Below are 25,588 nucleotides of genomic sequence, written 5' to 3'. Positions count from 1 at the left end.
AATAACGACGCACCGGATGTTTTGTTGTTTCACAACAGCGCGTCGTTGTGTGGGGCGTATTATAGGGCTTTCGATGACCTTTGCAAGTATTTTTTTAGGATTTTTTCATATTTTTTGCAGAACGTCGGATTTTTAGGCAAAAGCCGACTATTTTCATTTGTCCGATATAAAAATACAGAAAAAAACACCGCACTTTTCCTTTTTATTATTTATCACTCCCTTTAAGCCCAATTCTTCTGTTATTTATTCTTTCGGCAGACGTTTAATTGCGACAAACAGGCCTCCCCAGATAATTATTAACGCCGTACACATCATAATAATTGCTGCAGTATTCATTTATTTTTCCTCATCCGGTAAAAATTTCAGTTCGTTTTTCCATTTCAGGCGGGAAATCAAAAATCCCACCGCCGCTAATCCTATGGACATTCCCCAGCCGAAAGTATTGATAAACCATGCGGGATAACCGCCGTATCCTTCGGTTAAAATTTTATATCCTTCGCTGAATAGCATATAAGCAAGTACAATCGGGGTAATAATGCCGGCAAACAGCCACCATTTTTTTCCGACTTTTATTGATGAAGTCTGATTTATATGGGTGATCAATATCCCAGATAAACCGCTAAAGGTAATCGCCGAAATAAAACAAAGGGCGACGGCGATAATACCGAAAGTATTTACGAATTTATCCACCGTATCCAAAATAGGTAATCCTGTAGTAGTTCCGAATAATATTGTGGAAACAATTCCCATCGGGATACCCACCATTAAGGTGGAACGTATCCGTCCCAGCTTTAATTTGTCCTGCACTGCGGCAATAATGACTTCCAATACGGAAATAAAGGAGGTCAGTGCGGCTAAGGTAAGGGAACCGAAAAACAAGATGCCGATTAGACGTCCGAAAGGCGCTTGATCGATAATGGTCGGGAAAGCGATAAATGCCAGGCCGATACCGGAAGAAGCTACTTCACTAACCTCTTTCCCTGCGGAAACCGCCATAAAACCCAATGCTGAAAACACGCCGATTCCCGCCAACAATTCGAAACTGCTGTTGGCAAACCCCACTACCGCACCCGTACCGGTTAAATCGGAATCTTTTTTCAGGTAAGAGGCATAGGTAATCATAATGCCGAAACAGATGGAGAGGGAGAAAAAGATCTGTCCGTAAGCGGCAATCCACACCGAAGGTTGAGCCAGTTTAGTCCAATCCGGCGTAAATAAAGCATTCAATCCTTTGCTCGCTCCCGGTAAAGTAAGCGAGATAATAACCAGTATGATGAACATTACCACCAGAACCGGCATGAAAATCATTGAGGATTTACCTATACCTTTTTGTACGCCCAAGGCTAAAATCCCAACGGCAAGAATCCACATTACCGCTAAAGGCCCCACCAGATGAGGGACGAATTCAAAACCTATTGAGGTTTGCGCCGCCGTTTGCAGAAATTTATGCAGAAAAAAATCCGCCGGATCCGCCCCCCAGGCACTACTCAGGGAAAAATAGGTATAAACCGCCGCCCAACCAAGAATAACCGCATAATATAATCCGATGACCACATTGATCAGAACTTGCCACCAACCAAAAGGCTCAAAGGATTTTTTCATACGTCGAAATGCCAGAGGCGCGGAGCCTCGATAACGATGACCGATAGCATAATCTAAAACAATCAACGGAATACCGGCGGTCAGTAGGGCGATAATATAAGGAATAATAAAGGCGCCGCCGCCGTTATCAAAGGTTACGTAAGGAAAACGCCAGATATTACCCAACCCCACTGCCGATCCTATGGCGGCGAAAATAAACACCTGTCGGCCGGAAAAGGTTTCCCGCGGAGAATGATTAGCCATGTTCAATTACCTTCAAAATTAGTCTGATGCAATATAGAATTTTCTCCCACTATAGACACAACAATAAACAACCGCAAATTATTTTTCACTAAAAAACACAAATAAAAATAAAATTATAAGATAAAAAACCTAAAACAAACTAAATATTTAGTTAAATACACCATAAAATATTATAAAACAAAATATTACTTCTAAGTTTAAAATTAGATAATAAAATAAAATACTGAGCGCTTAAAAATAACAAAACAGGGAAAAATTATGCAAAAGCGTCTATATATTACCCATGGTTACACCGCCAACAGCCGATCTCATTGGTTTCCTTGGCTGAAGCGGGTACTAGCAAAACATAATATGCTTACAACCATATTCGATATGCCGGACTCCCATCATCCCGATCCCCGCCAATGGTTGGATTACCACCGTAAGCATATTGAACAATGCGATGAAAATACGATTTTTGTGGGACATAGTCTGGGTTGTATCGCCACCTTAAGCTATTTGCAGACACAGTACTCAAATATTGCGGGCGTTATTTTGGTATCCGGTTTTGACCGAACTTTACCTAATCTCCCCGAACTAAATCCTTTTCTAAACCCGATGCCGGATTATGCGGATTTAATTGAAAGAATCCCCTACCGTACGGTTATCGCCGCCGCCGATGATCCTGTGGTTAACTGTACCTATTCGGAGCAACTTGCCCGTCACCTACAGGCCGATTATCAGCTGCTGGCAAGCGGCGGACATTTTCTGGATCGGGAAGGCTGTACGCAACTGATGCCGGTTTACCGGGAAGTGCTGAAAATTCTCGGTTGAAGCCTTAGGTATTAAACCTTGCGTACTTTTCTTAAAAAGTGCGATGAAAAATCCTATTTTTTTCACCGCACTTTATCCCTTTCTAATATTCTGTGATCAAGATCATAAATTAGAATGATTTTATTTGACGATTTTTGTTCTAAAAATAAACTAATTCTGATTTGATTTTTTTACCTTAAAAGCTGAAACGTTTTTTCTATTAATTTTTAACCTATAAGGGAGATAAAAATGACCCATCTTATCGTTGCAACACACGGTAAATTTTCTCAGGCGCTGGTAGAATCGGCCGCAATGGTCTACGGCGAAGATGAAAATACCCATGTGGTTACCTTTCTACCGGGTGAAGGGGGCGAACATTTGGTTGAAAAATATCAGGCCATTATCGACAGCTTGCCGGAAAAGGAACCGCTATTGTTTCTGGTGGATCTATTCGGCGGCAGCCCCTATAACGCCGCAAGCAGAATCGCTGCACAGCGGGAAAATACGGATATAGTAACAGGCGTCAGCCTGCCTATGTTACTGGAAGTACTGGATGCTAAAGAGGACGCCGAATTGGACGCCCTGGTCGAAACCGCAAAAGAAGTGGGGGTCGCCGCGGTGAAATCTTTCCGCAATAAACAGGCGACGCCGAAATCCGTTATCAAACCGAACCGGACCGCCGAAGCCGCCCCCCTTTCCGGCGATGCTTGCGGTGCTCATATGAATATTTCTTTATTACGTATCGATAGTCGTTTAATTCACGGACAGGTGGTAACTTCCTGGGCGAAAGCGGTGAAATGTGAGGCTATTTTCGCCGTTAGCGACGAAGTGGCGTCGGACGATTTACGCCGTGATTTATTGTTACAGGTGGCTCCGGAAAATCTGAAATGCTATGTAATCCCGGTAGAGAAAGCCATTAAGGTTTATCACAATCCGAAATATGCCGGCAAAAATATTCTGTGGTTGGTAACTTGTCCGGCGGATATTTTGCGCTTAATTGAAGGCGGAGTAAAAGTCGAAGCGGTTAATGTAGGGGGAATGACCTACAAAGAAGGTAATAAGCTGCTTTCCGATGCGGTTGCGGTAAGTAAGGCCGATGTGGAAGCCTTTAACAAACTGTTGGAATTAGGCGTACATTTAAGCCTGCAGCAAGTCGCCAATAACCCGAAAGTGGAAATTACCACCCAAAAACTGAATGCAATTCAATTTTAATAATGAGAGAAGGAAAATCTTATGACTTCAATAGAAATTATTCTGGTTACCCTGGTGGCCGCAATTTGCGGCATGGGGAGCGTACTGGACGAACGTCAGACCCATCGTCCGCTGGTGGCCTGTACATTAATCGGTTTGGTACTCGGGGATTTACAATCAGGCATTATTATCGGCGGCACTCTGGAAATGATCGCCCTGGGCTGGATGAACGTGGGTGCCGCTATGGCACCTGATGCGGCTCTGGCCAGCGTAATTGCCGCCATTCTGGTTATTAAGGGCGGGCAGGACAAAGGCAGCGCCATCGCCATTGCCATTCCGGTTGCCGCCGCCGGACAGGTATTAACCATTTTTGTACGTACCCTGACGATTTTCCTACAGCATAAGGCCGACGATTATGCCGCCAAAGCGAATTTCCGCGGTATCGAACTCTGTCATTTCGCCGGGCTGTCCTTACAGGCGCTGCGTGTGGCAATCCCGACCTTTGCCGTTGCCTTAGTCGCAGGTACAGATACGGTTACCGCCGCACTAAACGCAATTCCCGAAGTTGTAACCCGCGGGTTACAAATTGCCGGTGGATTTATTGTAGTGGTGGGATATGCCATGGTAATTAATATGATGCGGGCCGGCGCACTGATGCCGTTCTTCTTTATCGGTTTCGTTATCGCTTCTTTCTCCGATTATAACCTTGTGGGGCTGGGGATGTTGGGCGCCTGTCTAGCAATGCTGTATATCCAGCTAAACCCTCGCTTTAATCAGGCGGCAATGCCGGTCGCTGCACAGAAACGCGAACTGGCGGATGATGAACTTGAAGGTCTATAACGAGGAATAAGATTATGTTACAAACAAAAAAAGAATTAACTAAAGCGGATATTCGCAGCACTTACTGGCGTTCAACCTTCTTATTAGGTTCATTTAACTTCGAACGTATGCAGGCTATGGGCTTCTGCGTATCCATGATTCCGGCAATTAAACGTCTTTACGGTAATAAGGAAGATCAGGCGGCGGCACTAAAACGTCATCTTGAATTTTTTAATACGCAGCCCTGGGTAGCCTCTTCTATTATCGGCGTTACCGCAGCCATGGAGCAGGAACGGGCCAACGGTGCAAAGGATATTGACGATGCCGCCATCAGCGGGGTAAAAGTCGGTTTAATGGGGCCTTTAGCCGGCGTGGGCGATCCTATTTTCTGGGGAACCTTACGCCCGGTGTTGGCGGCCCTCGGTGCCGGTCTGGCCATCAGCGGCAGCTTGCTCGGCCCGCTTTTATTCTTTATCGGAATAAATATTTTCCGTGCGCTAACCCGTTGGTACGGCTTCCAGTACGGTTATGCCAAAGGTACCGAAATTGTGAAGGATATGGGCGGCGGTCGTTTGCAAAAACTGACTCAGGGCGCATCGATTCTCGGGCTATTTGTTATGGGCTCGTTGGTATCTAAATGGACGACGATAAATATTCCCCTGGAGCTTTCCCGTTATCAGGATCAGCTCGGTAATCAGGTCGTAACCAGCGTACAGAGCGTTTTAGATCAGCTTTTGCCCGGTCTGGCCGCATTATTGCTAACCTTCCTTTGTATGTGGTTGCTACGCAAGAAAATTAATGCCATGTATATTATCTTTGCTTTGTTCGGCATAGGTATTCTCGGCTATCACTTCGGCGTTCTGGCATAATTCGGCCGATAACAACGGAACGGGTAATGCCGTTCCGTTGTTCAAGCGGATAAAAAAATATGGCCGAAAACCACCGCTCTTTTGCCCGATCAATCTTTTTACGCACAGGAATAATATGAAACTGAAGCAATTAATCAAACCGCCGCCGGCGGAAGGTTATATCAAGAACAGCTCGCGTCTGGTAACCTTTCTTTTTGTGCTTGCCGGTTTGTTGTACTACCTCTCCGAAAAATACGGCGGCTATGCCGCAATTATCGTACTGAGCATCGCACTGATGGTGTTAATGGGACAAAAAATGCTGATTTCCCAAGCCGATAAAGACTTTAAGGATATGTATTTCGCCCGACGTCAGTTTGAAAGCGGCGGCAATCCGGATTACCTGCGCTTTATTCAGGCCCGGGGTCGACAGATTTTACAGGATAATAAGGTGTTGTCTGAAAAAGGGAAAACCGAATTACAGGCATTATTGAATTATGCGGAGCTAAAGCTCGCCGAGGTAGCAGACAAGAAAGGCGACGGCAAGCAACCTCAGCAATAAAAATCAACCCGCACTCAGTTTCTTTCTCTGAATTCTTTCGGTGTCTGACGATAATCCTTACGGAATACCGCATAAAAATACTGTAGCGAAGGATAACCGCAGATTTCCGCTATTTCCTGAATAGGAATATCGGTTGAACAAAGCATATGTTTAGCACGAGATAATTTTTCCTCATGAATGGCCTGATGAATGGTTTTTCCCAGCTCCCGTTTGAAACGCAATTCCAAATTGGAACGGGAAACCATCAGATGATCCAGTACCTGTTCCACCTTAATCCCCTGAGTGGCATGATGGCGGATATAGTGCATGGCCTGGATAACGAAGGGATCCGTTAACGAAAGATAGTCGGTGGAACGGCGCTGCACCACTTTCAACGGCGGAATCAGCTGCAGCTGCTGCGCGACCGCCTGCCCGCTCAATAAACGATGCAGGGTTTTCGCCGCCTGATAGCCTATCTGGCGAGTCCCCTGTGCTACGGAAGACAAAGAAACTCGGGATAAATAACGAATCAGTTCTTCGTTATCAATACCTATAACACAGAGCTGATCAGGTACAGGTATTTTCAGGTATTCGCACGCCTGCAACAAATGCCTGGCTCGAGCGTCGGTAACCGCAATAATACCGGTATGGGGTTGAAGCGTCCTTATCCAATCAAATAATTTCGACTGCGCTTTTGCCCAGTTTTCCGAATTGGTTTTATCCCCCAGATAAAGGGCGGCAGGGTAATTATATTTTGCGGTTAAGGCTAAAAATGCGTTTTTACGCTCCTGCGACCAATGGCGTTGCTGCTCGGCCGGCAATCCGTAAAAAGCGAAACGATTGATGCCCTTTTGTTGCAGATGCTGAAAAGCGGCTTCCACCAAGGCATAATTATCGGTAGCAATATAAGGAAGATGGGGATAATCGCGCTCATCGGCAAAAGAGCCGCCCACCGCCACCACAGGAACATTAACCCCCCGCAGCAGTTCGCAGGTTTCCTGATCGTCAAAATCGGCGATAATGCCGTCAATGGCAAGACGCTGAATGCTTTCCTTGTGGTAAACGAAATCGTCTTCGACAAAAATATCCCAGGTACATTGCGACGCCTGCAGGTATTGTCCGACCCCTTCCACCACTTCGCGATCATAGACTTTATTGGCATTAAACAACAGTGCGATACGGTAATACTTCTGTTCTGTAACCATTATTTATCCCGATAAGCATTGAATAACCGCTTGTAAGGATACAGAAATTAAACCCGGATTGCTATTAAAGAAGGAAAAAGAAAGTCGGTTGGTTTCGGTCGAATCCCCGACCTATTAAAAATCCGGCCAAAAAACACCGCACTTTAAGCCGGGGAAAGCAGAAAAAGGCGGGATATTTCCCGCCTTAACCTACATTTTTTTCTTACTTACCGTATCCGCCCAGACTGCTAATAATAAGATACCGCCCTTAACGATATACTGCCAGAAGGTCGGTACATCGAGCATACTCATACCGTTATCCAGCGATGCGATAATCAACGCACCTATAATCACACCGAATACGGTACCTATACCGCCGGCCAAACTGGCACCGCCGATAACGCAGGCGGCAATGGCGTCCAATTCCGCATTCTGCCCGGCAGAAGGCGAACCTGCGCCTAATCTGGCGCTCAGAATCAAACCGGCAATAGCGACCATTAAGCCGTTAATGGAGAAAATCGCCAATTTAATACGCTCTACATTAATTCCCGATAATCTGGCCGCTTCTATATTGCCGCCGATAGCGTAAATATGGCGACCGAAAGCGGTTTTCTTGGCGATAAAGATTCCGATAACCGCCAATACGGCAAGTACCAATACCGGGAAAGGAATACCGCGATAGTCGTTTAACAAATAAACGGCCCCCAATACACAAACGGCAAAGAGCCCGTATTTCATCATATCCTTACCGATAGGCGGCAGATCAAGATTCAATTTCGCACGGGATTTACGCTGATAATTACCCCATAACACAAAGCAAACCAAGGCTACCGTAGCCAAAATCATACCCGTACTATCACTGAGATAGCCCTGACCTAAAGTAGTCATCTGCGCACTGACCGGCGAAACCGTGGTACCGTTGGTTAGTCCGATTAACATACCGCGGAAGGCCAACAGCCCCGCCAGGGTAACGATAAAAGAAGGAACTTTCTGATAAGCGACCCACCAACCGTTAAAGGCGCCGATCAACGTACCCAAAGCTAGGGTAACCGCAATGGTTAGAGGTAACGGCCAGCCCCACCACACATCGGCAATTGCGGCAAAACCGCCGAGCAATCCCATCAGAGAACCTACCGACAAATCAATTTCGGCGGAAATAATCACGAACACCATACCTATGGCAAGAATTCCGGTGATCGAGGTCTGACGCAACAGGTTGGAAATATTTCTGGCACTTAAATAAGCACCGTCCGTTGCGACGGAGAAAAAAATCATAATCACCACAATGGCGATCAACATAATATAAACTTGTAAATTAATCGATTTAAGCTTAGACATAGATTACTCCTTCAGCGCAACTTCCATCACCTGTTCCTGGCTGAGATCATTATTGATTAAATTCGCTTTTATTTTTCCCAGATGCATAACCAATACGCGATCACTAATCCCCAATACTTCCGGCAGTTCGGAAGATATAACAATTATCGCCATACCTTCTTTTGCCAGTTCATTGATCAGTTTATAGATTTCGTATTTAGCCCCCACATCTATTCCTCGGGTCGGTTCGTCCAGAATAAGTACCTTAGGGCTTAATAATAAGGATTTCGCCAATATCGCTTTTTGTTGATTACCGCCGCTCAAACGGCCGATGGCCAGTTCGGCGGAAGAAGTTTTCACTTTCAGATTTTCAATTGAACGATGAATCACGGTTTCTTCCAAGGGTTCGTTGATCACCTGTTTGGCAAAACAATATTGTTGCAACGAAGAGAGGGTGATATTTTTACCCACGCCCATTATCGGAATAATGCCGTGTTTTTTTCGATCTTCCGGCACCATAAATATTTTATGTGCAATGGCCTGAGCGCAGTTTTTAATCGAAACCTTTTGTCCGTCAAGATAAATATCCCCCTGATACTTACCCGCATAGGAACCGAAAATACATTGCACCATTTCCGTACGCCCGGAACCCACCAGTCCCGCCACACCGAGAATTTCACCGGCATGCAGGGTAAAAGAGGCGTTATCCACCCGTTTAATATGGGTATTCACCGGATGCCAGGCAGACAAATTTTCCACCCGCAGCACTTCCTGTTTAATCTGATGTTCTTCATGAGGGTACAGCGAGGTAATTTCGCGTCCCACCATCATGGTGATTATATCGTCTTCCGACATACCGGCAGCATCGCGCGTCCCTATATGTTCGCCGTCGCGAATTACACAGATTTTATCGGAAATCGCCTTAACTTCATTGAGTTTATGGGAAATATAAATACAGGAAATGTTATGGGCTTTTAAATCTTCAATCAGATTGAGCAGAATCGCTGTTTCCTTTTCCGTTAGGGAGGCGGTCGGTTCGTCCAGAATCAGTAAGCGCACTTGTTTATTAAGCGCCTTAGCGATTTCCACCAGCTGTTGCTGTCCCAGTCCCAGTTCGCCTACCTTGGTATTAGGATCCACCTCCAACTGTACTTGCTTCAGAATAGTTTTGCAGCGCAGGTACATTTCGTTATCGTCGGTCAGTCCCCCTTTGATAATTTCATTACCCAGGAACATATTTTCAAGAACGGACATATTTTTAACCAGCGCCAGTTCCTGATGGATAATCGAAATCCCCTTTTCTTCCGTATCCTTAATCCCCTTAGCAATTAAAGGTTCTCCGCCGAAAAAGATTTCACCGCTATAATCGCCGTGGGGATAAATACCGCATAACACTTTCATCAAAGTGGATTTACCCGAACCGTTTTCGCCGCAAAGAGATAAGATTTCACCGCTATCCAATGACAGGGAAATATCATTTAACGCCGTAACATCACCGAATTTTTTGGTGATATTTTTCATTTCCAGTAATTGCGCCATAAGTTACTCCGTCAAGCCGTAAAAACAGGGCGGCCTGACACCGCCCCTTATCCTTATTGATAAACCGCCTCTTTACTGTGGAAACCGTCCTTAATAATGGTTTCATCGATATTATCTTTGTTCACCGCAATCGGATCCAACAAATAGGCCGGAATATTTTTCAGACCGTTGTTAAGCTCGGCGTTGGTATCTATTTTTTCACCTTTACCCAGTTGTACCGAAATTTCCGCGGCTTTATCCGCCAAATTGGTAATAGGTTTGTATACGGTCATGGTTTGAGTTCCCGCTACAATACGTTTAATCGCGGCCAAATCGGCATCCTGACCGGAAATAGCCACCTTACCGGAAAGCCCCTGTGCGCTCAGCGCCTGAATGGCACCGCCTGCAGTGGCATCATTGGAAGCCACTACCGCATCAATATTATTTTTATTTGCAGTTAAGGCGTTTTCCATAATCTGCAATGCTTTTTCTGCTAACCAGGAATCGACCCATTGATCACCGACCACTTTAATTTTTCCGCCGTCAATTAAAGGCTGCAATACCTTCATTTGTCCCTTTCTGAACAATTTTGCATTATTGTCCACCGGCGAACCGCCCATTAAGAAATAGTTTCCTTCCGGTTTTTCTTTAATCAGGCTTTGCGCCTGCAATTCACCCACCTTCTCGTTATCGAAGGAAACATAAAAATCCAAATCGGCATTATTGATTAAACGGTCGTAGGCCAATACCTTGATCCCTTCCCGTTTGGCTTCCGCAATCACGTTACTTAAGGCTTCGCCGTTAAACGGAATAATCACCAGCACGTCCACTCCGCGATTGATCATGTTTTCAATTTGTGAAATCTGGGTCTGATCATTACCGTTCGCCGATTGTACGAAAACCTTCGCCCCTAAGGATTCCGCTTTATTTACAAAAATATCTCTGTCTTTCTGCCATCTTTCCAAACGTAAATCATCAATAGACATGCCGATGGTCAAATCTTTTGCTGTCGCACTGGTGCTGAACACCGTCATAGCGGCGGCTAAGGATAATAAAACATGCTTAATTTTCATAATGATGCCTCATAGATAGTTAAGTTAATCTTGGTACAGAGCGAATACGGATTACTCTGGCTATAGTTTCGGTAGGATAGGAAAGGCCTTCAATTATCAAATCTTCTAAACCTATTACGTTTTTTCTCTTTTGTGATCCGCTGCACAATAAACAATTATCTTAAATCGCAAGTGAAATAACGTAATTGATCCCTCTTTGCTTTTAAGAAATGATGAGGCCGAAATTAATTCCACAGGAGAATGTTATGTCTAACTATTTTGATAAAATCGAAAAAGTGAAATACGAAGGTGAAAACAGCACCAATCCTTTTGCTTACAGATATTATGATGCGAACAAAGTGATTTTAGGCAAAACCATGGCGGAACATTTGCGCCTGGCGGTATGTTATTGGCATACCTTTTGCTGGAACGGCAATGATATGTTCGGGGTAGGTTCTCTTGATCGCAACTGGCAGAAAAATAGTGATGCGCTGGCCGGTGCAAAACAAAAAGCCGATATCGCCTTTGAATTTTTCAGCAAATTAGGCATTCCTTATTATTGTTTCCACGATGTGGACATCGCACCTGAAGGTAATTCCTTTAAAGAATATTTGAATAATTTCCATACTATCGTTGATATTTTGGAACAAAAACAGGCTCAAACCGGAGTAAAACTGCTGTGGGGTACGGCCAACTGTTTTACTAACCCGCGTTATATGTCCGGAGCGGCAACCAATCCGAATCCGGAAGTATTCGCCTGGGCGGCGGCGCAGGTATTTACCGCAATGAACGCTACTCAGCGTTTGGGCGGTGAAAACTACGTATTATGGGGCGGCCGCGAAGGATACGAAACCCTGCTGAACACGGATTTAAAACGGGAACGCGAACAAATCGGCCGTTTTATGCAGATGGTGGTGGAACATAAACATAAAATCGGCTTCAAAGGCACATTGTTAATCGAACCTAAACCGCAGGAACCGACCAAACATCAATATGATTACGATGTGGCTACGGTTTACGGCTTCCTTAAACAGTTCGGTTTGGAAAAAGAAATCAAAGTAAATATCGAAGCCAATCACGCTACTCTGGCGGGCCATACCTTCCAGCATGAAATCGCCACCGCCTGCGCTCTGGATATTTTCGGATCCATTGATGCCAACCGCGGCGATCCGCAATTAGGCTGGGATACCGATCAATTCCCGAACAGCGTGGAAGAAAATACGCTGGTAATCTATGAAATTCTGAAAAACGGCGGCTTTACCACCGGCGGATTTAACTTTGATGCAAAAATCCGTCGTCAGAGTATCGACCGCTACGACCTGTTCCACGGGCATATAGGCGCAATTGATGTTCTGGCATTATCCTTAGAGCGCGCCGCTAAAATGCTGACGGATAAATCCCTTGAAAATATCGTGGCGCAACGTTATGCCGGCTGGGAACAGGGAATCGGCCAACAGATTTTAAATCAACAGGCATCTCTCGAAAGTCTGGCAAACTTTGTTCAACAATCGGAAATCGCACCACAACCGGTTTCCGGCCAGCAGGAATATTTAGAGAATTTAGTTAATCGCTATATTTATAAATAATTAAAGCGCAAAAGTGCGGTACTTTTTTATCAGTTTTTTTATTGGATTCGCTATGATTAAAGCGACCAAAAAAACAACCGAAAAAGACCGCACTTTTTACTACCGCATTTATTCCTAATAAGGAGTTTCCATGTATATAGGTATAGATCTCGGCACCTCCGGGGTAAAAGCCGTTTTACTTGACGAAGCGCAGAACCTTATTGCCAGCGCGCAACATTCCCTCCCAATTTCCCGTCCGCAACCTCTTTGGTCGGAACAGAATCCCCAGGATTGGTGGCAAGCAACCGACAACGTAATGCGCGAGCTTGCCGGCCACCGGGATTTACATGAAGTTAAAGCGATCGGCTTAACCGGACAAATGCACGGCGCCACCCTGTTGGACAGCAATGATCAGGTATTGTCTCCCGCAATTCTATGGAACGACGGTCGTAGTGCGCAGGAATGTGCAGAGTTGGAAAATATGGTGGCGAAATCACGTGAAATTACCGGCAATCTGATGATGCCGGGATTTACCGCACCTAAATTAAAATGGGTAAATAAGCATCAGCCGCAGCTGTTTGAAAAAATCGCCAAGGTTTTGTTGCCGAAAGATTATCTGCGCCTATTACTAACCGGCGAATACGCCACCGATATGTCCGATGCTTCAGGTACCATGTGGCTGGATGTGGCCAACCGTTGCTGGAATCGGGAATTACTGCAAGCCTGTGCACTGGACCAAAGTAAAATGCCGCAATTATTCGAAGGTAACCAGATTACCGGTTATTTGCGTCCGGCTCTGGCACAACAATGGGGTATGCACAGCGTTCCCGTAGTTGCTGGTGGCGGCGACAATGCGGCGGGAGCGGTCGGTATCGGCTTACATAAAGCCGGACAGGCAATGCTTTCCCTCGGTACTTCCGGTGTATATTTCGTGGTTACCGATAAATTCAGCGCCAATCCGGCGAAAGCGGTACATAGTTTTTGTCATGCCCTGCCTGATCGCTGGCATCTGATGTCGGTAATTTTAAGTGCCGCCTCGGCAGTAGACTGGGCCAACCGCGCTCTGGGCATCAATGATATAGCCGATCTTTTCCGGCGTGTCGAGCAATGTACTCAGCAATCGGAAGCGATTTTCTTACCTTATTTATCCGGCGAACGAACCCCGCATAATGATCCTTACGCCAAAGGCATATTCTGGGGGCTCAGTCATAACGACAATGCAACCAGCATGGCTAAAGCGGTAGTGGAAGGGGTTAGTTTTGCGTTGGCGGAAGGAATTGATGTTCTGCATGAAACCGGTGCTTGCTCGGAAAATATCACCCTTATCGGCGGCGGAGCTAAAAGTCATTACTGGCGCCAGTTATTGGCGGATATCAGCGGCAGAACCTTCGAATATCGTAGCGGCGGTGATGTGGGACCTGCGCTGGGAGCGGCCAAATTGGCACAAATAGCCCTTTATCCCGAACAGGATTTAGAACAATTGTGTAAACCGCTGAAACTGGAACAAACCTATTATCCGGATAAGGCGAAAACCGAGGCATATGCCGGAAAACGGGAAACATTCGCTCGGATTTATCGGGGATTGAAAGGATTGTAATCCTTTTATCCGCCGTTAAAGGTTAAATAAATATCAAAACGGTGGTTTTTGGTTTCCCGGCTGAAATCCGGTTTTTTACCGGCCAGAAAATCCGCATAAGCCGGGCGCTTCACAACCACTCGTTTTTTTGCCAATGCTAACGCCGGCGCCAATAGTTCGTCGGCATCGGCATCGGCTCCCACCAACTGCTGAAACAAACGCATTTCTTTTTTAACCAGAGCGCTTTTCTGTTTGTGCGGATACATGGGATCGAGGTAAACCACATCGGCGCTTATTTGTTGCGGATCCAAATTGCGAATATGGGATTCGTTCAGTAATTGCAGATTATTACTCAGCATTGCGCCTATATGGGGATCCGCATAGGCGCGACGCAAGCCGTCCTGCAACAGTAAATAAACCGCCGGATGGCGTTCCAACAGGCGCACGCGACAACCGAGAGAAGCCAATACAAAAGCATCTCTGCCCAGCCCTGCGGTAGCATCGATAATATCAGGCAAATATTCGCCTTTTATACCTACCGCCTTAGCGACTGCTTCCGCCCGACCACCGCCGAATTTTCGCCGATGAGCCATAACACCGCTGCTAAAATCCACATATACCGCACCTAATTTAGGTTCGTTTAATTTACGCAGTTCCAGTCTTGTTCCTTGTGCGCAAACAATTTGCACCAGGGCGATTTCTCCCTCGGCACAATCCTGCAGCCCCTTAGTTTGACAAAGTGCGGTAAATTCTCCTGCATTTCCCGTTTCACAGATTAATCGTATATTCATATTATTTCCGAACTAACCAAACCCCGCTTTCCATATGTTCCGTATAAGGGAACTGATCAAACAGGGCGGCACGTTGAATACTATGGGTTGCACACAATTGCGCTAAATTATCGCATAGGGTATGGGGATTACAGGAGATATACAGAATCCGTTGATATCCGCTGATCAATTTTAACGTCTGCTTATCCAGCCCGGCGCGTGGCGGATCAACCAAAACGGTATCGCATTGATAAGCGTCGAGATCAATATTCTGTAAACGATTAAACTTTCTTACCCCGTTAAGGGCCTGGGTAAATTCCTCCGCCGACATACGAATAATATGCAAATTATTAATATTATTGGCGGCAATATTAAACTGTGCCGCAGCTACCGAAGGCTTAGCGATTTCAGTAGCCAGTACCTTGTTGAAATTAGCCGCCAGCGCCACGGAAAAATTACCGTTGCCACAATAAAGCTCAAGTAAATCGCCACGGCTGCCGGCGGTACAATCCATCGCCCATTCCAGCATTTTTATATTGATTCGGGCATTCGGCTGAGTGAAGCTGTTTTCCACTTGGCGATAAATATAGTTTTTTCCTTTCAGCGCTAAAACCTCATCAACAAAATCCTGTTGTAAACAGATTTTCTGTTTACTGGCGCGCCCGATAAGCTGCAAATCGAAACCCTTTTGCTGTAACTTATTTTTCAATATTTGTGCGGCTTCAATCCATTCCTGTTGCAAAACTTTATGATAAAGCAGACTGACGATTATTTTATTACTCAGGGTACTTAAATAATCTATCTGAAATAATTTATGGCGCAGAATTTCTTTTTCTTTCAGCAGAGGCAGCAAGGCTTTCATCATCACATTGATCAGTTCGCTCGCCACCGGAAAACTATCCACCCGATAGCAACGGCCGCTTTGCTGATCAAACATCACATGGTAAAAATCATCTTTGTCGTGCCAAATACGAAATTCCGCCCGCATTCGATAATGCTGCGGGGGAGAAGCGAAAACTTCAAGTGCCGGTGCGTCAAAAGGGGCTAAAAGTGCGGTTAGTTTTTGCGTTTTTTTGTTCAATAAGTCCGAATATTGTTCAAGAGGTAAAGACTGCATATGATGTATTCCAAAATAAACCGCACAGATTCTATCATAGCGGAGAAAAAAATAAGAACTTCGAAGCGGGCGGTAACCGATAAAAGAACGGGGCTTTTTCAAGCCCCTTATTTTTATTTTACAGGTTGAAAGGTCGAATATAAGGCAACATACCTTTTTCCAGCATTTCTACAATACCGCTGTGATGATCATTACCTAAACCGCGTAATTCAAAGGTAATACCGAAACTGTTGTCGTAGAAAACTTCTTTATCGTTGCTATAACTGCGATTGGATTTACTGGTCAAATAGCGTCTGGCACCTACTCCCATCGACCAACAACAGGTGTTGTAGCGGATACCCGCATATTGTTCCACCGCTTTACCCAAGGCAATATCATGATAATAACGACCGACCAACGCCCAATTATCACTAAGCTCCCAGGCGGCAGTAATACCGACTTGCTTTATATTCTGATTGTAGCTGTTGGCACCGGAGGTCAGGTTCTGATTAATATAGTCTTTACTGGCGTAACGATAGTTCAGTTGTAACAGATTGCTCTTTTCCGGATTAAATTCAAGACTGGCATTGGCCAACGAAACTTCATTCAGGCGCGTATCGTACTGATAGCTGCCCCGCCAGTTCCAGCTGTCGCTGATCTTCCAGTTATTTTCCAGCGACCAAGAGGAAGAACGCCCCGAGGTGGCATTTTTATCATCAATGCGCGAATTATTCAAATAAACAGTTTGTCCCAGAGAAAGATTAAAACGTTCTTCGGCATTTTGATCATAAAAACGGGAGGTTCCGCCCAGGGTAATCTGATTAGCGGAAGCTATTCTGTCTAAACCGCTGTAACGGCGATCACGGAATAATGAAAAATAATCCTGCTGTAATAAGGCGGAATCATAGCCGAAACCAAGGTATTCGGTATTCAGTCTGGAACCTATATTACTTTGGTCCTTATAAGGACGGTATAAATATTGAATATGAGGTTCCAATGTTTGCGTATAACCTTGGATAAAGCTTTGGTTACTGGCCAGAACCGTCTGTAAATCCACTTTCAGCTGAGGCAGAACACGGTTTACCGAACGCTGTACCTCTTCCGCCCCGGCGCCGTTACCTTTCTTCTGCTGATAATGGGTAGCATACAGTTTGGTTTCGATATTCATGCTGCCGTATCGGTTGGAAAGCGGCAGATTAAGGCTGGGTTCGAGATGAAAACGCCATGCGGTCGGCATTAAATTGCTTTCATTATCGAAATGTACCGCCTGTGCAAACAGTTTGAAATCCAGCCACCCCTGCGCTAAACCGTTGCGATAATAATTGTAATCGATTTGCGGTAAGGCATAGTAAGGACCTATATCCACTTCGTCAAACACTTGGAACTGTTTGGAGGAAATGGATAAATTATAGTTAGGCTGATAATAGCTGAGTTTAAAGGTTTGATCCGCGTAACCGTCGGTACTGCTGCCGTAAGGAGAATCGAAATCGGTAAAATAGCGCTTATCGCTTACTTTGGTATAGTTAATGGAAAGACGCCAGTTATCCAGCAATTTGGCATAATGAGTCCAGTAGAACAGGTGGCGGGATTTATTTTCCCCGATATAATCCTTATAACGATCACGGCTTAAATATTCACCGGCAATTTTACCTTCACCCAATAAGGTTAAATAGCGGAATTCGCCGTTTAATTGCCAACCGCGGTGCGACATATACTTAGGTGCCAAGGTCATATCGTAATTAGGAGCTATATTCCAGTAAACCGGCTGAGAATACCAGTAACCATCGCGACTGGAAGAACCTGCTGCGGGGAACAATAACCCGGAGCGACGGCGATCACCGATTGGAAACTGTAAATAAGGAGTATAAAAAACCGGTACGCCGGCTACTTTAAAACGGGCATGCCACATTTCCGCATATTCTTCCTTTATATGCTGGCGCATTTCCACAGCCTCTATGCTCCAGGATTTATCATCAGGCAGACAGGAAGTAAAAACGGCATTTTTCAGCAAACGGTAATCGGCACGCATTTCGGCACTTTCGGCACTACCGCGACCTTGCCGACCTACAAACTGATAATCGGCATTCTCCAGATCCGCATCTTTACTGTTAAGATTTATTTTTGCATTATCTCCCTTCAGATTAATTAGATTATCCTTGTAATCAAATCCCTTTCTCACATAGGCATAACGCTGTATATTCGCCCCGCCGCCGGATTGCACCACTTCCGCCTGTTCGGAAATCAGATGACGATTCCCCTGCTTCAATTCCACATTTCCCTGATAAAGGGCATTTTTCGATTGATTCAGCTCCGCACTGTCCGCTTCAATATAAACCGGCAGATTATTTACATCACCGCTAACAGGTTCTCCGCTAAAATGCGGCACAGCGGCTAAACAGCGGGCGGTTAAATCCGCATATCCCTGGCTACTGTAAAAAAGGGTTAATAAAGAAAAGGAAAGTAGGCTATAGGCGTTTTTTTTCATCGGGTCATTATTCCAGCTAAAAATTGGCAAAATTATACTCTAAAATTCGAGTTTTATACAGACGGAGGGAATAGCTCAAACTTACTTGTTTTCCCTATTTTTACAAAAACAATCATTGAGATGATCATCCACCAGTCCCATGGACTGCATAAAGGCATAGCAGATGGTTTCACCAACAAAAACAAAGCCTTTTTTCTTTAAAGCCTTAGACATGGCGGCGGAAATTTCACTTTTTGTCGGTACCGCTTTAAGTTCGGGAATATCATTTACACGCGGCCGATGATCCACAAAAGACCAAATAAAATCACTGAAATTTTGACCGCTCTTTTCCATGGCCAGATAAGCTCGGGCATTAGTTACCACGGCCTGCAACTTCGCCCTGTGGCGGATAAGTCCCGGGTTATGCGCCAACCTATCGATATCCTGCGCCGTCATTGCCGCAATCTTTACCGGATCAAAAAAATAAAAGGCATGGCGGTAATTTTCTCTTTTTTTGAGAACGGTAATCCATGATAGCCCCGCCTGCTGACCTTCCAGACAAATTTTTTCAAATAGTTTCAAGCTGTCGTATTCCGGTTTTCCCCACTCATTGTCATGATAATTAAGATAAAGCTCGGAACTTTCACACCAAGAACAGCGTTTAAGCATAATGACTCCGTTATTTGTGATCAAAATCACAGTTATCCGATTGAAATATCAGTATTATTAACAGTTGGTTGTCCTTTTTTTAAGGATTGCTCTATCAATTCCAATGATAAAATACATGCCAAACCCATTTAAATATATGTTATCGTATTCTCATTCAGGTAACAGATTTTATTATCAGAATAAATTTCACCAGCAAACTAAAAGTAGTAGAGGAAAATTATGATTACACAACTGGATGCACTGCGCAATATGACCGTTGTCGTCGCCGATACCGGAGATATAGAAGCTATTAAGAAATATCAGCCACAAGATGCTACCACCAATCCTTCTCTGATTTTAAGTGCATCAGCCCTGCCGCAATATGCCAATCTGATTGATGATGCCGTTGCCTATGCCAAAGCTCAAAGCCGGGATAAAGCGCAACAATTAATCGATGCCGAGGATAAACTGGCGGTGAATATAGGCTTGGAAATTCTGAAAATTGTGCCGGGACGCATATCCACCGAAGTAGATGCCCGACTTTCCTATGATACTCAGGCTACGGTGGAAAAAGCGCGTAAACTGATTGCCCTTTACAACCAGGCCGGTATTCCGAATGAACGTATTCTGATTAAGATAGCCTCCACCTGGCAGGGAATCCGTGCGGCGGAAATTCTGGAAAAGGAAAATATTAACTGTAATCTGACCCTATTATTCTCTCAGGCACAAGCCAGAGCCTGTGCCGAAGCGGGTGTTTATCTTATTTCTCCTTTTGTCGGTCGTATTCTCGACTGGTACAAAGCCAATGGTGAGAAAAAAGACTACGCGCCTCATGAAGATCCGGGCGTAATCTCCGTCAGCCAAATCTATGACTATTACAAACGCTATGGATATAACACCATCGTTATGGGTGCCAGCTTCCGCAATATCGGTGAAATCACCGAATTGGCGGGTTGCGATCGTCTGACCATTGCACCGGCTTTATTAAAAGAATTACAGGAAAGCAGCAACGAGCTGGTTCGTAAACTGGAATTCAAAGGTGAAATCCAGGCTAAACCGGAACCTTTGACCGAAAGCCAATTTTACTGGCAGCATAACAGCGACGCCATGGCGGTGGAAAAACTGGCCGAAGGTATCCGTAAATTCGGTGCGGATATTGAAAAACTGGAAGCTATGTTGAGCGCTAAGCTTTAATCTGGCTTTATAAGCCTTTAATTTCAATGAAATAGAGAAAATGCAATCGGACAAATGGCAAAGATTGCATTTTTTTAAACTATTAAATAACGGAAAACAATCAATATGAAAAAATATCTTATTATTCCTATTATGGTTCTCGGTCTAAGTGCTTGCGTAGGCCTCGAGCATAACCAGTCAACCCGGGCAAATGCAGCGCCTCAGCAAAGCGGACAAAGCGTTCCCTTAACGCCGGAACAATATGCTAAGCTTGCCGATGCCATCAATAAAAATAAAAAGCAGATCATTGATCAACTTAATAAAGGTTTGAATGAAAATTTACAGGGAAAAACCATTAGCGTAGCCCCGCAACAAGAATAGCAAATAGCAGTTTTTGAACTTGTAATACCAAAAAACCCTCTGAAAATTGATTATCTTTCAGGGGGTTTTTTATATTTATCCTTTTAATAAGCAAAATATTATTGCTAATCGCCTGTGGATAAGATGACGAAAACTTTGTAGAAAATCTGTATTTAACCCATGTACAAAAAAATCGTCCTTAGCAACTGTGTATAAGTAGGTAATTTATACACAGGTTTTAACCGGGTTCCAGGTCGGATCCTAACAGTTTTAAATAAGATCCAAGTTGTTTATTTAAAAGGGAAAAAGGATCTTATGCACATCGTAAAAGGATCCTAATAATTATAGTAATAAGATCTTTATCTATATATTTAAGATCTTTTATTACTTAAAACCACTTTCCGATCCGAGGGAAAATAGCAGAGGATCTTTATCACAGGGATCAATAAAAGCCCCTTTGAAGCTTGTTAAAATTTAAGTACAATAGCCGATTATTTCCAAATCACATCAAAAAAGATCAAATCATCTTTACAAGGTCAATATGTTTTATACCGAAAATTATGACGTCATTGTCATCGGCGGCGGTCATGCCGGTACCGAAGCCGCATTAGCTCCCGCCAGAATGGGAATTAAAACCTTACTACTTACCCATAATATAGATACTTTAGGACAGATGTCCTGTAATCCGGCTATCGGCGGCATCGGCAAAGGGCATCTGGTCAGAGAAATAGATGCCATGGGCGGATTAATGGCCAGTGCGGCGGATCAGGCCGGGATTCAGTTTCGTACTTTAAATGCCAGTAAAGGTCCGGCGGTACGCGCTACAAGAGCCCAGGCGGATCGTGTTTTGTATCGCCAGGCGGTAAGGATCGCACTGGAAAATCAGCCGAATTTGGATATTTTCCAACAGGAAGTTACGGATATTATTTTAGAGCAGGATAGCGTTTGTGCGGTTACGACGAAAATGGGGCTTAAATTTAGCGCTAAAGCGGTAGTATTAACCGCAGGTACTTTTTTAGCCGGTAAGATCCATATAGGTTTGGAAAATTATAGCGGCGGACGGGCGGGAGATCCGGCTTCCGTTAATTTAGCCGAGCGTTTACGTGAGCTGGGGTTGCGAACCGGTCGCCTGAAAACGGGTACGCCGCCGCGTTTAGATGCCCGAACCATCAATTTTGATCTTCTGGCCAAACAATATGGTGATGAACAGCTGCCGGTGTTTTCTTTTATGGGCAGCAAAGATCAACATCCCCGTCAGATCCCTTGCTATATCACACATACCAATGAACAAACCCATGAAGTGATCCGCAATAATTTGGATCGCAGTCCGATGTACGCCGGAATTATAGAGGGGATCGGCCCCCGTTACTGCCCTTCCATCGAAGATAAGGTAATGCGTTTTGCCGAACGGAATTCTCATCAGATCTACCTTGAACCCGAAGGTTTAACCAGTAATGAGATCTATCCGAACGGGATTTCCACCAGCCTGCCCTTTGACGTTCAAATGAAGATCGTTAATTCCATGTACGGGCTGGAAAAAGCGCGAATCGTTAAGCCCGGTTATGCCATTGAATACGACTATTTTGATCCGCGCGATTTGAAACCTTCACTGGAAACCAAAGCGATAAAGGGACTGTTCTTTGCCGGACAGATTAACGGAACTACGGGTTATGAAGAAGCGGCGGCACAGGGATTGCTGGCCGGCATTAATGCCGCCTTATATGTGCGCGAGCAGGAAGCTTGGTATCCGCGTCGCGATCAGGCTTATATGGGCGTCCTGGTAGACGATCTCTGTACCTTGGGTACCAAGGAACCTTATCGCGTGTTTACCTCCCGTGCCGAGTATCGCCTGTTATTACGCGAAGATAATGCGGATATTCGTTTAACTCCTATTGCTCATCAATTGGGTTTAATTGATGAAAAACGTTGGGCCCGCTTTAATCAGAAAATGGAAAATATCGAACGGGAACGGCAACGTTTAAGCCAGATTTGGCTGCATCCGCGTTCCGAATATCTGGACGAAGCCAATCAGGTATTAGGAAGCCCCTTGGTACGAGAAGCCAACGGAGAAGATTTATTGCGCCGTCCGGAAATGAATTATCAGATTTTAACCGCACTTACACCTTTTAAGCCGGCTATGGATGATAAAGAAGCGGTAGAACAGGTTGAAATAGCGATTAAATATCAGGGTTATATTGAGCACCAGCAAGAAGAAATCGAGCGCCGTAAGCGCCATGAAAATACCTTAATCCCGGCGGATTTCGATTATACTTCCATTTCCGGTTTATCCAATGAAGTCCGTGCAAAACTGGAACAGCATCGCCCGGTATCCATCGGGCAGGCGAGCCGTATTTCGGGAATTACGCCGGCGGCGATTTCCATTTTGCTGGTTTATCTTAAAAAACAGGGTATGCTCAAACGCGGCGAATAAGGAAGCGACAATGAATAATCTCCGGCAACAGCTAAGTTTAAAATTGGAAACTCTGCTGAATAAGACCGCACTTTCGATTACCGATCAGCAAAAGCAACAATTAGTGCAGCTCGTGCTTTTGCTGCATAAATGGAATAAGGCTTATAATCTTACCTCCGTTCGTGATCCGGCGGAAATGCTGGTGAAACATATTCTGGACAGCATTATTGTCAGTCCCTACTTACAAGGAAGCCGTTTTATTGATGTGGGTACCGGCCCGGGCTTGCCCGGACTGCCCTTAGCCATTATCAATCCGGATAAACACTTTGTGTTGCTGGACAGTCTTGGCAAACGTATCAGCTTTATTCGTAATGCGTTACGCGAGCTGGGGTTAAATAATGTTACGCCGGTATTAAGCCGGGTGGAAGAATTTAAACCCGATCACCAATTTGACGGAGTACTTAGCCGCGCCTTCGCTTCTCTGAAGGAAATGAGCAGATGGTGCCGGCATTTACCGCACCGAGAAGGATTTTTTTATGCGTTGAAGGGCCAGTTTCAACCGCTGGAAGCACAGGAACTGGATAAAGAGTTCGTTATTTCTCAGGTTATTAGGCTGGAAATACCGGAATTGATCGGGGAACGTCATTTGGTTTTGATCCGAATTGAAGAGGAAGAATAAATATCCTATTCACCCGGACATAATTTTTTCAAAAATGTTAACTGTGTAACATTTTTGATACATTGATTATATTGCATTAATCAGCGTTATCCGTATAATTTAGACGTTTGTTTGTATTTGAAAAGTAATAGAAAATAATAATGTCCTTAGTGCTGGCTAACACAAAAAGGTTATATATCAAAGCCTTTCTAGTCGAGTTATTACTTATTTTTATCTGTGCCGGCATAGTTTATCTTTTGTTTGCACACAAATTTTCATCCTTTTTGTTAGGATCGCTGATTGCTTTTGTACCCCAGATTGCTTTTATCGGCTATGCGCTTTTCATCAAAAGCCATGTTCCGGTAGAAAACAAAGCCAAAGTTCTTTACCAAAGTGAAGGCTTAAAATTGGCATTAACCGTGAGTTTTTTTATATTGGTATTCGTCTGTTTAAAGCCGGACTTCGCAGGACTCTTTACGGGTTATTTTATTTTCATTATTCTGAATAATCTGTTGCCCCTGCTGTTTAATCTAAACTCGAATCGCCAATAAAGCTGGCGTCGATAATTTCTGTAATCGGTGATTATCGGCGTTTATAAAGATTTATTAACAATTGTAGGATTATAATATGTCTGCTGAAGGTGCATCTCAAACTTCAATTGAATATATCCAGCATCACCTTACCTTTCTAACTTCGGGTGAAGGTTTTTGGGCATTCAATATCGATTCTCTTTTCTTTACTCTGGTAACAGGTTTTATTTTCCTGACTATTTTTTATAAAACCAGTAAAAAAATGACCACCGGCGTACCGGGAAAATTGCAATGTTTGGTAGAAATGCTGGTGGAATGGGTTGACGGCGTAGTTAAAGAAAACTTTAACGGCAACCGCGCGCTGGTTGCCCCCCTGGCGTTAACCATTTTTGTCTGGGTTTTTCTAATGAACCTGATTGACTTGATACCGGTGGATTATTTACCTCAAATCGGACAAATGCTGAATATTCATTATTTGCGCGCCGTACCTTCCGCCGATATGAACATCACTTTCAGCCTGGCTATCGGCGTTTTCTGTCTGATCCTGTTCTATACGGTAAAATCAAAGGGCGTAAGCGGCTTAGTTAAAGAATATACGATGCACCCTTTCAATCATCCCGCCTTTATTCCGGTAAATTTACTGCTTGAAACGGTAACCCTGGTGTCCAAACCTATTTCGTTGGCGCTGCGTCTGTTCGGTAATATGTATGCGGGCGAGTTAATCTTTATTTTGATCGCCGTAATGTACAGCTCTAATATTGCGGTGGCGGCTTTAGGCTTACCGCTGCAACTGGCCTGGGCTATTTTCCACATTCTGATTGTGATACTGCAGGCATTCGTATTTATGATGTTAACCGTGGTTTATTTAGGTATAGCCTATAATAAATCGGAGCAACATTAGGATTTGTTTTTATTTAACCTTTAACCAACAATCGCGGCTGGAAAGCCGTTTTAACCAAACTGGAGAAAACTATGGAAACTGTAATCAGTGCAACTATCATCGCATCAGCCATTATGCTTGCATTTGCCGCATTAGGTACGGGCATCGGCTTCGGTATTCTTGGTGGTAAATACCTTGAATCTGCAGCTCGTCAGCCTGAATTAGCCAACTCTTTATTGACTAAAATGTTTATTGTAGCGGGCTTATTGGATGCGATCGCGATGATTGCTGTAGGTATCGGTTTATATTTTGCATTTGCAAATCCATTTGCTTCATTGTTGGGTTAATTCTGAA

The 25,588-nt window shown here is 44.4% G+C and carries 24 protein-coding genes; 14 read left to right on the top strand and 10 right to left on the bottom strand.

The window, feature by feature from the left end; translation table 11 throughout:
* Positions 1-243 precede the first annotated feature (243 nt).
* Positions 244-336 (bottom strand): methionine/alanine import family NSS transporter small subunit, encoded by a 93-nt coding sequence (locus EDC45_RS06870; RefSeq protein ID WP_133544822.1) that lies wholly within the window; start codon positions 334-336, stop codon positions 244-246.
* Positions 337-1,845 (bottom strand): sodium-dependent transporter, encoded by a 1,509-nt coding sequence (locus tag EDC45_RS06865; RefSeq protein WP_133544820.1) that lies wholly within the window; start codon positions 1,843-1,845, stop codon positions 337-339.
* A 258-nt stretch (positions 1,846-2,103) separates the two neighbouring features.
* Here EDC45_RS06865 and EDC45_RS06860 point away from each other — a divergent pair, with 258 nt between their 5' ends.
* The 5 genes from EDC45_RS06860 to EDC45_RS06840 all read left to right on the top strand — a co-directional run bounded on the left by EDC45_RS06860 (position 2,104) and on the right by EDC45_RS06840 (position 6,054).
* Complete coding sequence (locus EDC45_RS06860; RefSeq protein WP_133544818.1) at positions 2,104-2,658, top strand: RBBP9/YdeN family alpha/beta hydrolase; 555 nt, start codon at positions 2,104-2,106, stop codon at positions 2,656-2,658.
* Positions 2,659-2,886: 228 nt separating this feature from the next.
* Positions 2,887-3,849, top strand: a complete 963-nt coding sequence (locus EDC45_RS06855; RefSeq protein WP_133544817.1) for a mannose/fructose/sorbose PTS transporter subunit IIA — start codon at positions 2,887-2,889, stop codon at positions 3,847-3,849.
* Between the two features lie 21 nt (positions 3,850-3,870).
* A complete protein-coding gene (locus EDC45_RS06850; protein WP_133544815.1) occupies positions 3,871-4,668 on the top strand; it encodes a PTS mannose/fructose/sorbose transporter subunit IIC in 798 nt (265 codons plus the stop codon).
* A 14-nt stretch (positions 4,669-4,682) separates the two neighbouring features.
* On the top strand, positions 4,683-5,516 hold the full coding sequence (gene manZ, locus EDC45_RS06845) for a PTS mannose transporter subunit IID (protein ID WP_133544813.1): 834 nt from the start codon (positions 4,683-4,685) through the stop codon (positions 5,514-5,516).
* A gap of 115 nt (positions 5,517-5,631) precedes the next feature.
* Positions 5,632-6,054 carry a hypothetical protein gene (locus tag EDC45_RS06840; RefSeq protein WP_133544811.1) on the top strand — a complete coding sequence of 141 codons (423 nt, stop codon included), beginning with the start codon at positions 5,632-5,634 and terminating at the stop codon, positions 6,052-6,054.
* A 14-nt stretch (positions 6,055-6,068) separates the two neighbouring features.
* On the opposite strand, the gene EDC45_RS06835 is transcribed toward EDC45_RS06840, so the two are convergent.
* From EDC45_RS06835 to xylF, 4 genes are all read right to left on the bottom strand, one after another.
* On the bottom strand, positions 6,069-7,238 hold the full coding sequence (locus tag EDC45_RS06835) for a XylR family transcriptional regulator (RefSeq protein ID WP_133544809.1): 1,170 nt from the start codon (positions 7,236-7,238) through the stop codon (positions 6,069-6,071).
* Between the two features lie 189 nt (positions 7,239-7,427).
* The gene (locus EDC45_RS06830) at positions 7,428-8,555 is read right to left on the bottom strand and encodes a sugar ABC transporter permease (RefSeq protein WP_133544807.1); all 1,128 of its coding nucleotides are present in this window, start codon (positions 8,553-8,555) and stop codon (positions 7,428-7,430) included.
* A 3-nt stretch (positions 8,556-8,558) separates the two neighbouring features.
* Positions 8,559-10,073, bottom strand: coding sequence for a D-xylose ABC transporter ATP-binding protein (xylG, locus tag EDC45_RS06825; protein WP_133544805.1), 1,515 nt, complete (start codon positions 10,071-10,073; stop codon positions 8,559-8,561).
* Between the two features lie 53 nt (positions 10,074-10,126).
* A complete protein-coding gene (xylF, locus tag EDC45_RS06820; RefSeq protein WP_133544804.1) occupies positions 10,127-11,125 on the bottom strand; it encodes a D-xylose ABC transporter substrate-binding protein in 999 nt (332 codons plus the stop codon).
* A gap of 245 nt (positions 11,126-11,370) precedes the next feature.
* Between xylF and xylA the strand changes: the two genes are divergently transcribed.
* Together xylA and xylB are read left to right on the top strand one after the other, a co-directional pair.
* Entirely contained in the window at positions 11,371-12,690 is a 1,320-nt protein-coding gene (gene xylA, locus EDC45_RS06815; protein WP_133544802.1) for a xylose isomerase, read from the top strand.
* A gap of 130 nt (positions 12,691-12,820) precedes the next feature.
* Positions 12,821-14,266, top strand: a complete 1,446-nt coding sequence (xylB, locus tag EDC45_RS06810; RefSeq protein WP_133544800.1) for a xylulokinase — start codon at positions 12,821-12,823, stop codon at positions 14,264-14,266.
* Positions 14,267-14,271: 5 nt separating this feature from the next.
* On the opposite strand, the gene EDC45_RS06805 is transcribed toward xylB, so the two are convergent.
* From EDC45_RS06805 to EDC45_RS06790, 4 genes are all read right to left on the bottom strand, one after another.
* Positions 14,272-15,036 carry a class I SAM-dependent methyltransferase gene (locus tag EDC45_RS06805; RefSeq protein ID WP_133544798.1) on the bottom strand — a complete coding sequence of 255 codons (765 nt, stop codon included), beginning with the start codon at positions 15,034-15,036 and terminating at the stop codon, positions 14,272-14,274.
* 1 nt (position 15,037) lies between these two features.
* The gene (trmA, locus tag EDC45_RS06800) at positions 15,038-16,132 is read right to left on the bottom strand and encodes a tRNA (uridine(54)-C5)-methyltransferase TrmA (RefSeq protein WP_133544796.1); all 1,095 of its coding nucleotides are present in this window, start codon (positions 16,130-16,132) and stop codon (positions 15,038-15,040) included.
* Between the two features lie 118 nt (positions 16,133-16,250).
* Complete coding sequence (gene lptD, locus EDC45_RS06795; RefSeq protein ID WP_133544793.1) at positions 16,251-18,596, bottom strand: LPS assembly protein LptD; 2,346 nt, start codon at positions 18,594-18,596, stop codon at positions 16,251-16,253.
* A gap of 81 nt (positions 18,597-18,677) precedes the next feature.
* Complete coding sequence (locus EDC45_RS06790; protein WP_133544791.1) at positions 18,678-19,244, bottom strand: DNA-3-methyladenine glycosylase I; 567 nt, start codon at positions 19,242-19,244, stop codon at positions 18,678-18,680.
* 219 nt (positions 19,245-19,463) lie between these two features.
* Here EDC45_RS06790 and tal point away from each other — a divergent pair, with 219 nt between their 5' ends.
* The 7 genes from tal (at position 19,464) to atpE (ending at position 25,581) form a co-directional block, all read left to right on the top strand.
* Positions 19,464-20,417, top strand: a complete 954-nt coding sequence (gene tal, locus EDC45_RS06785) for a transaldolase (protein ID WP_133544789.1) — start codon at positions 19,464-19,466, stop codon at positions 20,415-20,417.
* Between the two features lie 105 nt (positions 20,418-20,522).
* Positions 20,523-20,777, top strand: coding sequence for a hypothetical protein (locus EDC45_RS06780; RefSeq protein WP_133544787.1), 255 nt, complete (start codon positions 20,523-20,525; stop codon positions 20,775-20,777).
* Positions 20,778-21,297: 520 nt separating this feature from the next.
* Positions 21,298-23,187 carry a tRNA uridine-5-carboxymethylaminomethyl(34) synthesis enzyme MnmG gene (gene mnmG / locus EDC45_RS06775; RefSeq protein WP_133544785.1) on the top strand — a complete coding sequence of 630 codons (1,890 nt, stop codon included), beginning with the start codon at positions 21,298-21,300 and terminating at the stop codon, positions 23,185-23,187.
* Positions 23,188-23,197: 10 nt separating this feature from the next.
* A complete protein-coding gene (gene rsmG, locus EDC45_RS06770) occupies positions 23,198-23,845 on the top strand; it encodes a 16S rRNA (guanine(527)-N(7))-methyltransferase RsmG (RefSeq protein ID WP_133544783.1) in 648 nt (215 codons plus the stop codon).
* A 140-nt stretch (positions 23,846-23,985) separates the two neighbouring features.
* Positions 23,986-24,375, top strand: coding sequence for an ATP synthase subunit I (locus tag EDC45_RS06765; protein WP_133544781.1), 390 nt, complete (start codon positions 23,986-23,988; stop codon positions 24,373-24,375).
* Between the two features lie 76 nt (positions 24,376-24,451).
* On the top strand, positions 24,452-25,255 hold the full coding sequence (atpB, locus tag EDC45_RS06760; protein WP_133544779.1) for a F0F1 ATP synthase subunit A: 804 nt from the start codon (positions 24,452-24,454) through the stop codon (positions 25,253-25,255).
* Between the two features lie 71 nt (positions 25,256-25,326).
* Positions 25,327-25,581 carry a F0F1 ATP synthase subunit C gene (gene atpE, locus EDC45_RS06755; protein ID WP_005760745.1) on the top strand — a complete coding sequence of 85 codons (255 nt, stop codon included), beginning with the start codon at positions 25,327-25,329 and terminating at the stop codon, positions 25,579-25,581.
* Positions 25,582-25,588: the final 7 nt, after the last annotated feature.

It is taken from the genome of Mesocricetibacter intestinalis, assembly GCF_004363295.1.
In the GTDB taxonomy this organism is placed as follows: Bacteria; Pseudomonadota; Gammaproteobacteria; order Enterobacterales; family Pasteurellaceae; genus Mesocricetibacter; species Mesocricetibacter intestinalis.
Note: the sequence above shows the minus strand (reverse complement) of the source record. Positions and strands in the feature narration are given on the sequence as shown.